The 15,020-nt window shown below is 63.7% G+C and carries 14 protein-coding genes and 1 tRNA gene; 10 read left to right on the top strand and 5 right to left on the bottom strand.

Annotation, left to right across the window (positions count from 1 at the left end; translation table 11 throughout):
* Positions 1-22: 22 nt before the first annotated feature.
* Positions 23-93: transfer RNA gene (locus V6K60_RS11010), tRNA-Gly, on the bottom strand.
* Positions 94-138: 45 nt separating this feature from the next.
* Positions 139-2,355: a sensor histidine kinase gene (locus tag V6K60_RS11005; protein WP_332450572.1), complete on the bottom strand. Its 2,217-nt coding sequence runs from the start codon at positions 2,353-2,355 to the stop codon at positions 139-141.
* A 244-nt stretch (positions 2,356-2,599) separates the two neighbouring features.
* Between V6K60_RS11005 and V6K60_RS11000 the strand changes: the two genes are divergently transcribed.
* The 9 genes from V6K60_RS11000 (at position 2,600) to V6K60_RS10960 (ending at position 9,985) form a co-directional block, all read left to right on the top strand.
* Positions 2,600-3,058 (top strand): 30S ribosomal protein S15, encoded by a 459-nt coding sequence (locus tag V6K60_RS11000; RefSeq protein WP_332450571.1) that lies wholly within the window; start codon positions 2,600-2,602, stop codon positions 3,056-3,058.
* Positions 3,059-3,064: 6 nt separating this feature from the next.
* Positions 3,065-4,282, top strand: coding sequence for a DHH family phosphoesterase (locus tag V6K60_RS10995; RefSeq protein ID WP_332450570.1), 1,218 nt, complete (start codon positions 3,065-3,067; stop codon positions 4,280-4,282).
* Positions 4,279-4,524 carry a KEOPS complex subunit Pcc1 gene (locus V6K60_RS10990; RefSeq protein WP_332450569.1) on the top strand — a complete coding sequence of 82 codons (246 nt, stop codon included), beginning with the start codon at positions 4,279-4,281 and terminating at the stop codon, positions 4,522-4,524. The genes V6K60_RS10995 and V6K60_RS10990 overlap by 4 nt, the downstream gene beginning before the upstream one ends.
* A gap of 32 nt (positions 4,525-4,556) precedes the next feature.
* Positions 4,557-5,150, top strand: a complete 594-nt coding sequence (locus V6K60_RS10985; RefSeq protein ID WP_332450568.1) for a 30S ribosomal protein S3ae — start codon at positions 4,557-4,559, stop codon at positions 5,148-5,150.
* Between the two features lie 127 nt (positions 5,151-5,277).
* On the top strand, positions 5,278-5,706 hold the full coding sequence (locus V6K60_RS10980; RefSeq protein ID WP_332450567.1) for a hypothetical protein: 429 nt from the start codon (positions 5,278-5,280) through the stop codon (positions 5,704-5,706).
* Between the two features lie 45 nt (positions 5,707-5,751).
* Positions 5,752-6,987, top strand: a complete 1,236-nt coding sequence (locus V6K60_RS10975; protein ID WP_332450566.1) for a 2,3-bisphosphoglycerate-independent phosphoglycerate mutase — start codon at positions 5,752-5,754, stop codon at positions 6,985-6,987.
* 14 nt (positions 6,988-7,001) lie between these two features.
* Positions 7,002-7,850, top strand: coding sequence for a polymer-forming cytoskeletal protein (locus V6K60_RS10970; protein ID WP_332450565.1), 849 nt, complete (start codon positions 7,002-7,004; stop codon positions 7,848-7,850).
* Complete coding sequence (locus tag V6K60_RS10965) at positions 7,847-8,683, top strand: hypothetical protein (protein ID WP_332450564.1); 837 nt, start codon at positions 7,847-7,849, stop codon at positions 8,681-8,683. Before V6K60_RS10970 ends, V6K60_RS10965 begins: the two co-directional genes overlap by 4 nt.
* Before the next feature lie 108 nt (positions 8,684-8,791).
* Positions 8,792-9,985, top strand: coding sequence for an MFS transporter (locus V6K60_RS10960; protein WP_332450563.1), 1,194 nt, complete (start codon positions 8,792-8,794; stop codon positions 9,983-9,985).
* A gap of 50 nt (positions 9,986-10,035) precedes the next feature.
* Here V6K60_RS10960 and V6K60_RS10955 read toward each other — a convergent pair whose 3' ends face one another.
* The 3 genes from V6K60_RS10955 to V6K60_RS10945 are packed head-to-tail and all read right to left on the bottom strand — an operon-like array spanning position 10,036 to position 13,347.
* Positions 10,036-12,045, bottom strand: coding sequence for a DEAD/DEAH box helicase (locus V6K60_RS10955; RefSeq protein ID WP_332450562.1), 2,010 nt, complete (start codon positions 12,043-12,045; stop codon positions 10,036-10,038).
* Positions 12,042-12,851 (bottom strand): DUF7839 domain-containing protein, encoded by an 810-nt coding sequence (locus tag V6K60_RS10950; protein WP_332450561.1) that lies wholly within the window; start codon positions 12,849-12,851, stop codon positions 12,042-12,044. Before V6K60_RS10950 ends, V6K60_RS10955 begins: the two co-directional genes overlap by 4 nt.
* Entirely contained in the window at positions 12,835-13,347 is a 513-nt protein-coding gene (locus V6K60_RS10945; protein ID WP_332450560.1) for an ArsR family transcriptional regulator, read from the bottom strand. The genes V6K60_RS10950 and V6K60_RS10945 overlap by 17 nt, the downstream gene beginning before the upstream one ends.
* A 57-nt stretch (positions 13,348-13,404) precedes the next feature.
* Here V6K60_RS10945 and hypF point away from each other — a divergent pair.
* Positions 13,405-15,020: carbamoyltransferase HypF (gene hypF, locus V6K60_RS10940; protein WP_332450559.1), on the top strand; the 1,616-nt coding region annotated here is incomplete at its 3' end.

Below are 15,020 nucleotides of genomic sequence, written 5' to 3'. Positions count from 1 at the left end.
GGAGAAAAGAAGATTAAACCCATGCGATAGCCGGGAATCGAACCCGGGCTAGAGGCTTGGGAAGCCCCTGTCCTACCGCTAGACTACTATCGCTCCGGTACCAATACAGGTTGACCGGGGAGGAGATAAAGATTCGGCTCACTCATCCCCCGTTGCCGGGGAGGAGCGCCGCAGGGTGAACGTGATCGCAGCCCCCTTCTCCGGTTGGCCGGGGACCCGATCACTCACGGTGACGTCTCCACCATAGCGCTCGGCAAGCGTTCTGACGATGTAGAGGCCAAGACCTTTCCCGCTCTTGTGCGGATCGCCGCGTTCGTAACGCCCGAAGACACGCGGTTTGAGACTGTCAGGGATACCGGGGCCGGTATCGGCAACCGTCACCAGGACATGCTCTCCTTCCTCGTGAACACCGATAGCGATCTCGACATCCGGCCCCCCGAACTTCGTGGCGTTGCCGATCAGGTTCACAAAGACTTCACTGATAAGGTTGTCGGCAAGAACTGTTGCATCAACTCCGTCGCAGGCGATGCGGGCATCGGTATAGTAACTGCAGATCCCCTGGATCACCGGCCCAAGCCTCACCGGGCCGAGTTCGACGGGACCGGATTTGAGCCTGCGGATCGTCGAGACGTTCCGGATGATATCGCTGCTCTGGTAGACGGCCGAAAGCGACTTTTTGAGAAAAACTTCATCCGGCTCAGTGGCCGACTCAAGGAGGATATGCAGGTAGCCCATCGCCGCAGCGTTCGCGTTGTTGACGTCGTGCGTGAGGATATCCACGTAGAGGTTGGCGGAGGCAAGCGCCCCCTCCAGGTCCTCCCGGAGCATCCCCTTCACGACGGCGCTCGCGAGCTCTTCAGCGATGCCAAGCAGGATCCTGCGCTCGCTCTCAGGGATCGTCTCCCGGAGACGGCTCGCAAGACCGATCCATCCCACCGGCCCATCATCGCCTGGAATGGGCACCGTGATAAGAACCCGGAACCCGGAGTCGGGGCACCGTCCCGCGCAGTCTTTGATGGAGCAGACCCCGTCTGCGAGAAAAAGGTCCGAAAAGAGGGGATCATCCCGCTGCACCCTCGCCGGCAGGTTCCAGCCCTCTCCCTCGCAGGCACGGAGGACCGCCCCCTCGCCGTCGGGGCGCATCAGGTAGATCACCCCGAGATCAAATCCGAGCAGGCCGACGGCCTTTGTGATCAAGACCTGGAGGAGGTCGCTCAGCCGGCGAGAGGCAGTTGCGGCGGCGACGACACCGTTGACGATGGAAAGGTACCGGTACTCCTCACGCATCTCCTCTTCTGCCCGCCGCCGTTCGGTGATGTCCCGTACCGATATGACCAGCCGCTCCGGGGCGTCGCCGTCACGCGCCAGATGGGTCGCAGAGACCTCTGCGGCCCACTCCGTACCGTCGAGCCTGCGGAACGTGCACTCCCCCGGTGGAGGCGTCTCTCCGGAGAGGACCCGTTCCCGGTATGCCCGCGCTGCCTCCCGGTATCCCTCAACAATCAGGTCCTCAGGGCTCCGCCCAATCAGATCCTCTCGTCGGGTCCCGCCGAAGAGCCGGATCGCCGCGGTATTCGCTTCAATGACCCTTTTACCCGGATCGGTGAGGAGGATCCCGACATCGGCGGTGTTGAGGATGACCCGGAACGTCTCCTCCGACCGGCGGAGCCGGCTCTCCATGCGCTTCAGTTCCGTTGTCCCGGTGACCACCGCGCAGCCCGTCCGCCCATCGGGAAGGAGATTGGCCGAGAGGAGGACCGGACAGGGCGTCCCATCCCGGCGGATGAGAACGCAGTCAAGGCTTTCGATCCCGACCGCGCCGAGATCCCCGGGATACGCCGGCCAGATCGTGCGCAGATCAAGAGACGGGACCTCATCCTCAGAGTACCCGAGCATCGCCAGGCACCCGCGGTTCATCTCCTCGACATTCTCGGTCTCGGGCGAGAAGAGGAAGAACCCCGCGCCGGACGTCTCGAAGATTCCACGGTACCGGCTCTCCCCTGTATTCAGGCGGGCGGAGAGATGCGATACAACGGCGGCGATGATGAGAAAGAACCCCGCGCGGAGCAGGGCGTTCAGCGCCTCTAATCCGTCGCCCGGTATGAAGAAGAGCACCTCCACGACATAGGCGACGGCAAGCACGCCGGCAAACGCGAGACCGCGGTCGGGGTAACGGTAGGCCACAAGGACGATCGGAATGTAGAAGAGGTGAGAGGCGACGACGGATACCCCGCTGGAGAGATAATATCCCGTGATACCCAGCGCAAGGAGCATCGAGGCGGCTATGGCGCAGGAGATGAGGTTCTCCCGGGTGAACGGACTCCCGGACCGGTAAGCCGACCGGACCACCTTCATAAAGAACAATAATCGCGCTGAATCGCAATAAACCCCCACTAATTGGATTTATCCTGGATCCCGCACTCCACCCGATACCCTTAAGCCTTTACCCGGAGAATATGATGCAGCACCACATGTGCTGGCTATGGTAAGTCCGACGTGCTCCCGGAAGCACTGCCCGTAAGGGCTCGGGATTACAGAAATTAGTCAGTCAACGGACTCTTTTCTGGACTTACGTAGTGTATCTAACGGAGGTGTATGAATGGCAAGAATGTATGCTCGGCGTCGTGGAACCAGCGGTTCCGTCCGGCCTTACCGGAAGGATGCCCCCGAGTGGTCCAATACGGACACTACGGAGATCGAGAAGATCATCGTCGATCTCCGCAAAGACGGTATGTCGACCAGCCAGATTGGTCTTGCACTGCGGGACAGGTACGCTGTCCCTGACGTCAAGCTCGCCACAGGCAAGCGTGTAAACGAGATCCTTCGCGAGAACGGGCTTGAGTCCGAGATCCCCGAAGATCTCCGGAACCTGATGCAGAAGGCGCTCGGGTTGAGGAAGCACCTTGCGGAGAACAAGAAGGATGTGCACAACGCTCGACAACTTCAGATCGTCGAGTCCAAGGTGCGCAGGCTGGTCAAGTACTACGTCGGGTCCGGACGGATGCCGAAAGGCTGGACGTATAAACCGGAGACTGCGGAGATCCTGCTTTCCCGCTGAGACCCCATGTCGCTTGATGCCGCTGCTGCCAGCCTCGCCGATCACCTGCTCGAGCAGGAGTTTGTGGAGGTGCTCGCGCACCATGATGCGGACGGCATAGCCGCCGCATCCATCCTCTGCCACGCCATGTTCCGCGAGGGCGGACAGTTCCGGCTGAGGACCCACGCAGGCATCACCGCGGCCGAGATTCCGCACGACGGCAGCGTGCTCCTCTGCGACTTCGGGTCGACACTCGCGGACCTCCCCAGCGACGTGATGGTGGTGGACCACCACCTGCCCCACTTCGAGGGCGACTACCATGTCAACCCGCGTCTCGCAGGAATCGACGGTGACCGGAACCTCTCGGCGGCCGGCGCGGCCTACCTCGTCGCCCAGCACATGGGAGACAATCGCGACCTCGCAAGCCTCGCGCTCCTCGGGATCATCGGAGACGGTCAGGAGATCGAGGGCCCGAACCGGGACATATCCGGCGAAGGTATCGCGAACGGGTTCATCACACCCCGCCGCGGCCTCCGCCTCCCGGGAAGGGGTCTCGTCGAGCAACTCACGCTCGCCGTCAACCCGTATCTCACGGGATTCTCGGGCGATCCCGACGCGGCGAGGGCGCTCGTCTCACAGGTCACCGACGAGGACGACGTAGACCTCGAGTCCCTCCTCTCCCGGGTCGTGCTCACGGCCGCACCGGACGCCTCGCTCTCCGCGCTCTGCGGGATATGGGGCACCACCTACAGCCTCGGGCGGGAGGTGATCGACGAGGCCGTGAACCTCGCCGCCGTCGTCGACGCCTGTGGCAAGGCCGGGCGCGGGGATATCGGCGCATCGCTCTGTCTCCGCTCGACGCACGCGCTCAAGGAGGCCTGGGAGATCACCGCCCGCTACCGGCAGGCGGTCATCGCCAGCATCCGCGGGGCGCGCCGCCTTGACGGGCACCTCGCCCTCTTTGCGGTGGACGACGGAGCAGTCGCAAGCGACGTCGCGGATGCGCTCGCAAATGACCTCGTCCAGAGCGGGCCCGTCTTCGTCATCGGCGAGCATGGACCCCACTGCCTCATATCGGCACGCTGCCCCCCGGGCATCGAACTCGACCTCGATCCGCTGATGCGGAGGGTCGCGGAGGCGTGCGGCGGCCAGGGTGGCGGACATCACCGGAGGGCCGGCGCCCGGATCGACGCCGACCAGGTGGACCGGTTCAGGCGGGAACTCGAGAGAGAGGTGCCTGCATGACCCGGATCGAGGGCGTCATAAAGACCCCGCACAGTCGTCCCGAATGCGTGGCGGCTGCGCTCGAGCCCGACAACCTCACCCTGATCAGGACCTACCCGATCGAGGGAGGGGTGCGGGCCGAGATCGGCGGGACCAGGCTCCGGTCGATCACCGCCACGGTGGACGACTACCTCATGAACCTGGCGATAGCAGAAGAGATGTGCACCGCGGCATCAGGCAAGCAACGGGGAGTTTCGGAGTGAATTTGGGCTAAAATCAATAGAGAAGTGATACCATGGCAAAGAAGAAACAGGTTGGAAGAAGACTGGAAGGCTGGAAGGCCAAGAAGTGGTACCGTGTCTACGTACCCGACGCCTTCGGCAAAGTTGAGATTGGCGACACCATCTCGGCCGACCCCGAGAACATGGTCGGTCGGGTCATGACCGCGACACTCGGCGAAGTTGTCCAGGACTACTCAAAGTCCCACATCAAGATGCGGTTCAAGATCAACAACGTGGCCGGCGACGCCGCATACACCGAGTTCATCGGGCACGAGGTGACCCGGGACTACCTCCGGTCGATGGTCAAGCGGCGGGCATCCCGCATCGACACCATCCACCCGATCGTCAGCAAGGACGGCAAGCTCCTGCGGGTGACGGTCGTCTGTCTCACCCTCTCGAGGGCCGAGCAGAGCCAGGTCCATGCTGTACGGCAGGCGATCTCGCAGGCCCTCGCTGCCCATGCGGCGGAGAGCGACTTCGAGACCCTGGTCAAGGAGATCGTCTCCGGCGACATGGCCCGGGAGGTCTTCAAGGTCGTCAAGACGATCTACCCGATCCGCCGGGTCGAGATCACCAAGTCCAAACTGGAGCAGGTCGCGGCCGTATAAGGCCGGCTGCTCACCCCTTTTACTTCAGGCATTTTTGCAACGCCCTGCGTTGAACCCGTCTGAGGCGGCACGAAGGGTATATGCCTGATGACCGGGTATACCTCCACAGAAATTGGAGGGAAGAAGAATGACGGCAAAGGAGCAGCAGCCGGGTGCGCGGGAAGAACTGGTTCTGCTCGACCGTGAGTCCCCGGCAGACCGTGAGACGGTGGCCCGGGGGATCATCAGGAGGGTGCTCGTTCAGTTCCACCGGGAGTGGACCGACCTGCGGGAGAGGGAGGTGAACGAGACCTGGACCCTCGCTGCAAACGCGCTGCTCGACCGCTACTCGCACCAGATCTACGATCTCATAGGCAGCCTGGAGACGACCGTCGAAGATGACTTTGCCATGGAGATCCGGTGCCTCTCGGCTGATATGATCGAGACGACCAACATTCTCATCATGGTCGACTGCGGGGAAGAGTGCTGCAGGCAGGGCGACGCGCTCGCAAAAGAGGCGCTCCGTCAGGCCGAGCGATGCCTCGCACACCGGAGAGCGGTGGTGAGGAGCGGGTGATCCGGACCGGCAAGAATAATCGGGTTCGGGATCTCACCTGTTCTGATGATTGCTCACAAGGTGTTATTCCTGGTGCTGGACGGGATCTCCGACCGTCCCTGTGAAGCGCTGAACGGACGGACCCCTCTCGCCGCCGCACGGACCCCGGTCCTCGACCGGATCGCTGCGGAGGGCGTCTGCGGGATCATGGACTCCATCGGACCCGGCATACGCCCCGGGTCCGACACCTCCCACCTCGCCCTGCTCGGCTACCCGCCGCAGGAGTACTACACCGGCCGGGGCCCGCTCGAGGCCGAGGGGACCGGTATCCACATGACCGCCGGGATGATCGGTTTTCGGTGCAACTTCGCCACGGTCGACGAAAACGGCCGCATCACCGACCGCCGGGCCGGGCGGATCTCTGCGACCGAGCCCCTCGCGGAAGCGATCCGGGAGGGCGTCGACCTCTCGCCGCTCGGCCTCAATTTCAGGTTCGAGTCGGGCGCCGGCCACCGTGCGGCCCTCGCTCTCACCGGAGACGGCCTCGGGGATAAGGTCTCCTCGAACGACCCGAAAAAAGAGGGGGTGCCGCCGCTCGCCGTCCGGCCCTGCACCGACGATCCCGCGGACGCAAAGACCGCCGAGGCCTGTAACGAGTTCATCCGCCAGTCCGCAAAAATCCTTGCCGACCACCCGGAAAACCGCCGACGGATGGAGGAAGGCCTCCTGCCGGGAAACCTCCTCCTGATCCGGGGTGCCGGGAAGATGGGCACGCTTCCGCAGTTCTCCGAGCGTTACGGCCTCTCCGGGAGTGTCATCTCCGCAGCCACCCTCATCTCCGGTATCGGGAAGGTCGTCGGGCTTGAGCACATCCCGGTGCCGGGGACCACCGGGTCGGTCGACTCCGACCTCGACGCCAAGGTGAAGGCGGCCGTACGCGAACTCGACAGAAAGGAGTTCGTCCTGATGAACATCAAGGGCGCGGACGAGGCCGGCCACGACGGGAAGGGGATCCAGAAGCGGGACTTCATCGAGGTGATCGACACGGCGCTCGCGCCGTTGCTCGACCTCCAGGACACCCTGCTCGTCGTCTGCGCGGACCACAGCACCCCCTGTTCCATCAAAGACCACAGCGCCGACCCCGTTCCGGTCGTCATCAGGGGTCCCGGGGTCCGGGTGGACCGGACGGTCCGGTTTGACGAGGTATCGTGTGCAGAGGGAGGTCTCCACCGCATTCGCGGCTGCGATCTCATGCCGATCGCCCTGGATCTAATCAATAAGAGTCATAAGTATGGGGCATGAAGATTATACCATAAATGGAGACAACAGGAGACCACGACTGGATCAGGGTCTGTAACCTCCCGGACCAGACCGAACTCCAGGAGCGAACGCTCAAGACCGATCTGGATATCGTCATCGGCGATCGGTGCCGGATCGATTACGGTCTCTCCGGAAACGACGTCGTGGTCTGTGAATTCAGCAAGATAGACGGCGACATCGTTGCGGCCGGCGACGTCCGGATAGACAACTGGTGCGAGGTCGCCGGCGACGTCATCGTGGAAGAGGACGCCTACCTCGGCGAAGGAGTGAAGATCCAGGGCAAACTGGTCGTCAAAGGCGACCTCGATATCGGGGACAACGTCCAGATCGCGCGCGGGTTTGAGGCGAAGGGCTGGATCTCCATAAGGAACCCGATGCCGGTCATCATCTACATCATGATGTACCTCGTTGCCGTCCTCGGGATCGAGAAACAGGAGGAACTCGACGCCGTCCTCCAGAAGGTCTTCGGCGATGACGAGGCCCCTGCCGCCACGCCGCTGATGATCCCGGCCGGCGCGATCCTCAATATGCAGACCTTCTCGGTTCCGGAGAGCATGGCCATCGGGGCAGGGTGCCGACTGCACGGGAACATCCGTGCCGGCTCGATCGCGGTCCGGGAAGGGACGACGATCTTCGGGAGCCTCCACGTGAAGGAAGACGCGAGCATCGCACGAGGATCGGTCATCCACGGCGACGTCCAGAGCGACGGCGACGTGATGGTCGAGCAGGAGGCGCATATCCTCGGGAACGTCTCCTGCCGTGGCCTCACCCTGCACGAGGACGCCCGCGTGGACGGGGTCATCCGGGCGCCGGCGGGCCTGACGATCAAGAGGAGAACGGTATGAAGGTTGCAGAGATCCTTGAGGCCGACGGCTGCCGGTTGGTTGAACCGTCGTTTGCGGAACTGACGATAGATGCCTGTACGGCCCTGCTGTTCCGGGAAAAGCCGGATGAAGCCCGGCTCCTGGTCGACGAGGAGGAGGAGCCGATTGCGCTCGCGCTCCACGACAATGAGGGATGGCACGCCGCTTCGTTCCTCTTTCGGGACCCGACGCTTGAAGCGATCGAGTGTTTCGAGGCCGTCGGCGGCGATATCTACCAGGAGAGCCGGGAGGTGTGGCTCTCGGCGGTTCGCGAATATTACAGCCTCGATATCCAGGCAAATGTCGTCCCTGCCTATGAGGACCTGCGCCCCGACCGGGAGGGGAATGTCCGCGACCTGGTGGCCGAGGTCTGGGGCGACCGGGCGAAAACCCCCTGCCTCGACTGCTGCTGCGGCTCGGGTGTTGGGACCGCGGCCCTCCGGGCGGGGGGGGTGCGGACGCTCGCCTACGACAACGATCCGGCGCTTCTCGCACTCGGGCTTACCCGGGGCCGCCTCGCGCCCGCCGATACCATCTACATCGACGCCCAGGAAGCTTCCTGCTACATCGCGCCGGTGCCCCTCGGCGCCGCGTTCATGGCCGGAGAGATCTACTCGTACAACGCGCCCCTCTGGGAGTCGATCCTCACCGAGCTCCTTCTCCTCACCGATGAGACACTGATCACCGTCGGCACGGAGGCTGAGGCAACTCGGGTGGAAGAGTGGTGTGCCGCGGAGGACCGGGAGACCGAGGTCTTCGAGAACCGGCGCGACCCCATCTACGACCGGTGGTGCTGCGTCGCGCGCCGGGTGTGATCCCGGCTACCGAACGTATAAGGTGGAGTGCCGCCAACTTTTTTCCTCGCAACCGAACTCACCGCAGACCGGTCAGGAGACCCCGGCGCCAGATCAGGTAACTATCCCATGAATACTGCCAAACGAGTATACAACGTCTTATTCATCTCAGTCTTTGCCACCATGCTCGGGCTCGGTGTCGTCAGCCCGCTCCTCCCCATCTACGCAGAAAACCTCGGAGCAACCGGCATCTGGCTCGGCATCATCTTCTCGGCCTTCTCGCTCTCCCGGTCGGTCTTCATGCCCATCATCGGGCGGATATCGGACAGGCGGGGGAGGAAGTGGATCATCCTCATCGGCATGTTCGCTTACGCCGCCCTCTCGCTCACCTACATCCTCGCCGACAGCGTCTATTCCCTCACCGTGGTCCGCTTTGCCCACGGGATCGCCTCGGCCATGGTCGTCCCGATAGCCATGGCCTACATCGCGGACCTCTCGGAGAAGGGCAAGGAAGGGAGCCATATGGGGAACTTCTCCATATCGATGTTCCTCGGCATGGGGGTGGGACCGCTCCTCGGTGGGTTCTTAAACGACGCGTTCGGGATGGATTCGGTCTTCTACGTCATGGCCGGCCTCTCGGCGTTCGCCACGCTCCTCGTCGCCGTCTCGCTCCCGGAGGCAAAACCGGGCCATCTGAAGATCCCGAAGGTGGAACCCGTCCCGATGTGGGAGATCTTCACGCTGCCGGTCATGCGGGGGGTTCTGGTCTTCACCTTCATCAGCGCCCTCGGCCGCGGGGGCATGATGGTCTTCATCCCGGTCTTCGCCCCCCTGATCGCGATCAGCCCGACCGAGGTGGGCATCGTCCTCTCCGCGAACACCTTCCTGATGGCGCTCCTCCAGGTCCCGATCGGGAGGCTCACCGACACCGGGAACAAGGTCGCCCTGATCGTCGTGGGGTCGGCCGTAGCAGCGGTATCGCTCGGTGTGATCCCGCTCTCGGGGTCGTTTTTGCCCTTGCTCCTGTTCACCTCCCTCGTGGGCGTCGGGGGCGCCATCCAGCAGCCGGCCATCATGGCCCTGACGGTCGGCGCAGGCCGGACCCTCGGGATGGGAACCGCGATGGGTGCCTACAACACGGTCTTCGGCATCGGCATGATCATCGCACCGTTGATGGGGGGCGTCCTCATGGACTACATCGGGCTCGACGCCGTCTTTTACGTGAGCGGGGTGATAAGCCTCCTCGGAACGGCGGTCTTCGCCGTGATGATGCGGAGAAGTGCTCGTGAAGGCACCGCGGGAGAGGCTCCGGGGCCCGGGTGAACGACCCCATCACCCTCACTGCTCCACCGGAGGAGGTCCGGGTACCGTCCCTACGGCTCCTTCTTCTCGGCGCACTCGAGTTCCGCGACGACCTCGGCGGCGTCGTCCATCCGCCGGACCAGGTCCTTGATCTCGATCAGGCGCTCGGCGCCGATGAAGTGCTCGGCCATCACCCGGGCCATATCCGTGAGTTCGATCCGGCCGGCACGCCGTCGGACCAGCCCGTAGTCGAGGAGCGTCGGGAGGGCCGGCTCCAGCGTCCCGACCATCGTGTGGGTCATACGGATCACCTCCTGCTCGTCGCCGCCGCAGACGACGGCGTTCGCCACGAACTCTTCCGTGCTCTGCTCCATGTCGTACTCGGGAGCGACCTCCTCCATCTCGCCCCGCAGGAGACCAACGGCGACCTCCTCCTCGGTCTTCCCAGACGTCCGGGAGTAGGACCCGCCGGGCTCTGCAAGGATGACCACCCGGCCGAGGTCGTGGAAGTCGGGCCGGCCCGCCCGGCCCATCATCTGGTGGAACTCCTGGACGGTGAGCCACTGGATGCCCATCGCAAGGGCGTCGAAGATCACCTGGGACGCCGGGAAGTCGACGCCGGCGGCGAGCGCCGCCGTGGTCACGACGGTCGCGATCTCGCCGTTCGTAAACCGACGCTCCACGTCCCGGCGTTCCTGGGCGGTCAGCCCCGCGTGGTAAGCGGCGGCGTTCTTGCCGAGAGAGTCGGCGATGACGTGGCAGCGGGCCCGGGAGTTCGTGAAGACGATCGTCTGGCCCCGGTAGCCCTTCGATGACCTGATCTTGTACTCTTCGGCGGCCACCTGTTTGATGAACCCGATCTTCTTGGACCGTTCCACGAAGATGAGGTGCCGTTCGAGCGGAACCGGCCGGTCCGCGTAGCGGACCAGGTTCGCCCGGAGTTTCTCGGCGAGCAGCCCCGGGGCCCCGATCGTGGCCGAGAGGTAGAGGAACTGGGCTTCCGGGGCGATATGCTTGAGCCGGGCGATCAGCCCGTCGAGACGATGACCCCGATCGGGGTCCTCGAGCATCTGGACCTCGTCGATCACGACGGTCCCGATGTCCTTCAAGGATCTCCCCGTCCGGAGGGCGTGGTCGATCCCCTCGTAGGTCCCCACCACGACGGGAGCATGGACGTCCCGTTCTCCTGCCGGACGGGTCTCGGGGAGGTTGAGGCGGCTCATCCCGGTCTGGAGGGTGACCCTCACCAGGTGACCGTAGCGGTCGCGGAACCGCTGGTACTTCTGGTTGGCGAGCGCGACCAGCGGGACCAGGAAGAGCATCCTCCCCCGTCCTTCGAGGAAGTTCTTCATCCCGGCCATCTCGCCGATGAAGGTCTTGCCGCTCGCGGTGGCGGAGACGACGAGGAGGTGCTGCCCCTCGAGGAGGCCGTCCTGAACGGCGAGCTGCTGGACGGGCATCAGGTGCTCGACCCCGGAAGCTTTCGCAAACGCGGGGGGCAGCGGGAGTTCGGTGATATGGGAGGTCTTCTGGACCTCATGCGCCTCGAGCCGGTCAAAGAGGGTCCGCTTCCGGTCGGGGTGCTCGGGGCCCACCGATGCCAGCACCCGATCGAGGTCACGGACCTGGGTAAGGAGTTTCTCCAGGTGGACCAGGACGGAGCCGCCGAATTTGCCCAGGTAGCCGAGCTCCCGGCGCATTTCACGCTTTGCGCAGTCCATGCAGATCCACTCGCCGCCGTAGCGGACACCCGTCGTTTTGTCGACGGGAACGAATCGATCCTCGAGCTGGCAGAGCCGGCAGATGTTGATCCGCGAAGACGCGATCTGGAGGTCGGCAAGGAACGACTCAAACTCCGGGCTCTTCCCCGCAAGTTGGACTGAAGACCGGCGCAAGAGCGTGATCAGGTCACGGGTCGGGGTGGGCTTGAGCTGTTTACCGCGCCGGCGCATCTTGAAGTTCTTGGGCCGCTGGCCCTTCGGGGTCGCGATCAGGTCGACGAAACCCGAGCCCTCGACACGGCCGCCTTCAACGAACAACAGTTTATACGTGCCTTTCTGGGGCTGGACGATAACCTTCATGGCGCGATCAGGTCGTGGATCGTATAGGTGAGCCCCACCGTCTCCAGTCGCTTGAGGAAGTCGGTAAACTCCTCATCAACAATAAGTATTGCGCACTCCCGGCCGTGGAACGCCGCCTCGATGACCCCCTCCCGGGATCCGAAGAACATATCGGGATCGATGTTTGCCTTCCGGAGGGCCACGTAGGACTCGAGGCCGACGGCGGCCACCATCTCCACGTCCCGGACGGCCTCCTGAAGAAGGTCTGTCCTGACGTGTCGCGAGCCGCCCCGCTCGACCCGCGGCACCTTGCAGACATGAACGAGCCCTTCCCTGTGCTCGATGATGCCGTTTAACCGGGCGACACCGAGATCCTCTCCGGGAACCGCATCCATGGTCGCGGTGCCGGTGGCGCTCTGCTCCTCCTTCGTCGCGTAGAGCCACCCGTCCTGCATAAAGACGCCGACAGTATCCCCTTTCTGGATCTCGTCACGGGCGATGGCCGTCCAGACCGCCACCTGCTGGATGATGTCCCGGTTGACGTGACGGGCATAGGCCTCAAGCGCCTCGGCGTGCCGCAGGACCCACTCGATCCCGTTCTTCGTCACCTCGTACCGGCCCCGGCCATGTGCGGTGACCAGGCCCTCGTCTGCGAGCTCCCGGATGTACTCGGAGACCGCCTGGGGCGTCACGCCAAGTTTCCCGGCGATCTCCTGCTGGCGGACGGCTGGTTGGTGCTCGGCGATCTCCACCAGGATCTGGAACCGGGTCGACTCCCGTTTGCTGCGCAGAATGAGGTGGAGAGGATCGTCACTGATGTCGGTCAAGCAACACCATTCCCTGTCCTTTCACGTCAAGGCCGTTGATCCTCTTCGCCAGCCCACGGATGAAGGTCGGGCTCACGCCGTATTTCCTGGATATGTCGCTGATCGAGGTGGTCCCGGCCTGGATCTCCTGCTCGACCGAATCCACAATCGTCCGGAGGCCTTCGTCGTTTGATATGGCGATGTGCAGCAGGTCCCCGATATCACCCATAGAACACTGGAAGCTGGCCCGGAACTTGCTATATGTCGCACGGTACTCCTTCGTCGGCTTTTCTCCGGGCTTCGGCATCCGCCACTGCTCTTCGATCAAGTTGCCCTTCTTGAGGATGGAGAGGCACTCGGTCACCATCGAGGTCCCGGCATAGGTCCCGAGCTCCTCCTCGGTCAGCCAGGCTTTGTTTAAGAGTTCATAGATCTTTTTATAATCAGCATTATTGAACGTTATAAGAAGAGGAACCAGTTCAACCGGATCATTGAGAATTTTAATATGTCCCGTCAATGCGATACCCTATTATTATATCGTTCTATAACTCCATAAATTTTTGCTGAATACTCAATGCGTACACGTGGCACAATCATCATCCGGGGCATCGTTCAAGGAGTCGGTTTTCGCCCCTTTGTCCATGCAAAGGCCCGGGAATTCGGGATCACCGGGACGGTCAAAAACCTCGGGAGCGAGGTGGAGATCCACGCGTTCGGAGACCGTTTCGAGGAGTTCCTTGCGGCTGTTTCCCGGGGGACGCCGTTATCTCACATAGATTCCGTGGAGGTCCAGGATCTGCGCGATACCCCGCCCGATACGTTTACCATCCTTGAGAGCGGCTCCGGGAGCCGCTCGGGATTCATCCCGGCCGACATTGCCACCTGCGACGACTGTATCACCGACATCTTCACGCCGGGAGGGCGGTACGAGGGTTACTGGGCCACGTCCTGCGTCAACTGCGGGCCCCGGTACAGCATCATCACCGCCATCCCCTACGACCGGGAGCGGACGTCGATGACGGCGTTTCCGATGTGTGGTGCCTGTGAGAGCGAGTACACCGACCCGTCCTGTCGGCGCCACCACGCCCAGACGATCGCCTGTGCCGCCTGTGGGCCGCGTCTCGCTCTGTTTAAGGCCGATGGGACGCCGGTTGCTGCTGCCGATCCCATCCGGGAGGCGGCCGCCCTCCTCGACGGGGGCTCGATCGTCGCCATCCGGGGGATCGGGGGGTTTCACATCGCCTGTACCGAGGGGGCGGCCGGGGAGCTGAAACGCCGCCTGGGCCGGACGGAGCAACCGCTCGCGGTGATGGCGACCGCAGAGGAGGTGGAGCGGATAGCGGTCGTCTCGGACGAGGAGCGACGGGTTCTCCACTCCCGGGAGCGGCCGATCGTGGTGCTCGAAAAGTTGGACCCCACCTCGCTCCCGGCGATATCAGGACTCCACACCATCGGGTGCATGCTCCCTTACACCGGGCTGCACCACCTCCTCTTTGCCCACCTCGCCCACCCGCTCCTGGTGATGACGAGCGCGAACCTGCCGGGCTACCCGATGATCACGGATCTTGAGATCGCCCTCGGCCGGCTCTCGGAGGAGGTGGACTACATCCTCACCCATGATCGCCGGATCGTCAACCGGTGCGACGACTCCGTCGTCCGGGACGGCTACATCATCCGTCTCTCCCGGGGCCTTGCCCCGAAGCGGGCGGCGATCGACCTCGGGGATGCAACCATCCTCGGTGTCGGGCCGGAGTTGAACGCGAACGTCTCGGTCTACCGGAACGGGTTCTGCATCACCTCGCCCCACGTGGGGAACGTCAGGAACCCCCAGACCCTCGCCTACCTGCAGGAGACGGCGGAGCGGATCGGGGGGCTTCTTGACGCACGATACGATCTGATCGTCCACGACCTCCACCCCCAGTTCCTCTCGACCCGCTACGCCCGCGAGGTTGCCGAGGCGGCCGGGGCGGAACTCCTCGCGGTCCAGCACCACCGGGCGCACATCGCCGCCGCGACCCGGGAGGAGTGCGTCGGGATCGCGATCGACGGCGTGGGCTACGGCGACGACGCCACGATCTGGGGCGGCGAGGTCTTTAGCGGGACGGTCCCGCACCTCGACCGGGTCGCCCACCTGGAGGTCGTCCCGATGCCGGGCGGCGACCTCGCCACCCGGTTCCCGGAGCGGATGCT

This window comes from Methanoculleus sp., from assembly GCF_036677455.1.
In the GTDB taxonomy this organism is placed as follows: Archaea; Halobacteriota; Methanomicrobia; order Methanomicrobiales; family Methanoculleaceae; genus Methanoculleus.
This window is presented reverse-complemented; position numbering and strand designations above follow the sequence as displayed.

Bases quoted from the DNA above. Each gene is read 5' to 3' on its own strand.
- V6K60_RS10990 (WP_332450569.1), top strand. From the start codon at position 4,279: ATGACCCGGATCGAGGGCGTCATAAAGACCCCGCACAGTCGTCCCGAA.
- V6K60_RS10985 (WP_332450568.1), top strand. From the start codon at position 4,557: ATGGCAAAGAAGAAACAGGTTGGAAGAAGACTGGAAGGCTGGAAGGCC.
- V6K60_RS10970 (WP_332450565.1), top strand. From the start codon at position 7,002: ATGGAGACAACAGGAGACCACGACTGGATCAGGGTCTGTAACCTCCCG.
- V6K60_RS10965 (WP_332450564.1), top strand. From the start codon at position 7,847: ATGAAGGTTGCAGAGATCCTTGAGGCCGACGGCTGCCGGTTGGTTGAA.
- V6K60_RS10980 (WP_332450567.1), top strand. From the start codon at position 5,278: ATGACGGCAAAGGAGCAGCAGCCGGGTGCGCGGGAAGAACTGGTTCTG.
- V6K60_RS10960 (WP_332450563.1), top strand. From the start codon at position 8,792: ATGAATACTGCCAAACGAGTATACAACGTCTTATTCATCTCAGTCTTT.
- V6K60_RS10995 (WP_332450570.1), top strand. From the start codon at position 3,065: ATGTCGCTTGATGCCGCTGCTGCCAGCCTCGCCGATCACCTGCTCGAG.
- V6K60_RS10955 (WP_332450562.1), bottom strand. From the start codon at position 12,045: ATGAAGGTTATCGTCCAGCCCCAGAAAGGCACGTATAAACTGTTGTTC.
- V6K60_RS10975 (WP_332450566.1), top strand. From the start codon at position 5,752: ATGATTGCTCACAAGGTGTTATTCCTGGTGCTGGACGGGATCTCCGAC.
- V6K60_RS11005 (WP_332450572.1), bottom strand. From the start codon at position 2,355: ATGAAGGTGGTCCGGTCGGCTTACCGGTCCGGGAGTCCGTTCACCCGG.
- V6K60_RS11000 (WP_332450571.1), top strand. From the start codon at position 2,600: ATGGCAAGAATGTATGCTCGGCGTCGTGGAACCAGCGGTTCCGTCCGG.